The sequence below is a fragment of the Aequorivita sp. KMM 9714 genome, from assembly GCF_011065475.1.
Taxonomy (GTDB): domain Bacteria; phylum Bacteroidota; class Bacteroidia; order Flavobacteriales; family Flavobacteriaceae; genus Aequorivita; species Aequorivita sinensis.
Map to the genome: position 1 here is coordinate 1 of NZ_JAAGRO010000064.1, position 266 is coordinate 266.

The window sequence follows — 266 nt, forward strand, 5'->3', positions numbered from 1 at the left end:
TTTATTATAGATGAAGAATCTAGAATAGGATATCTATCTTCTAATAGAGATGGAGATCGCGGAAGTGTTGATGATAATATCTACCTAGTACGGGAAAGTTGTACTATTTTAATAGAAGGAACAGTGTTCGATGCTGAAACAAAAGAGATGTTGGCTGGTGCAAGTGTTTCCTTATTAGATGAGAATAATAAGCTTATAACTCAAACAACTGCTGATGAGAATGGTGTTTATAGTTTTGATGCAGATTGTGGGAAGCAGTTTACAGT

1 protein-coding gene is annotated in these 266 nt (G+C 34.6%); it reads left to right on the forward strand.

Translation table 11 applies throughout. The features are described 5' to 3' along the window. The coding region (locus tag G3A46_RS14185; protein ID WP_165150786.1) for a carboxypeptidase-like regulatory domain-containing protein at nt 1–266 on the forward strand (266 nt) is incomplete at both ends.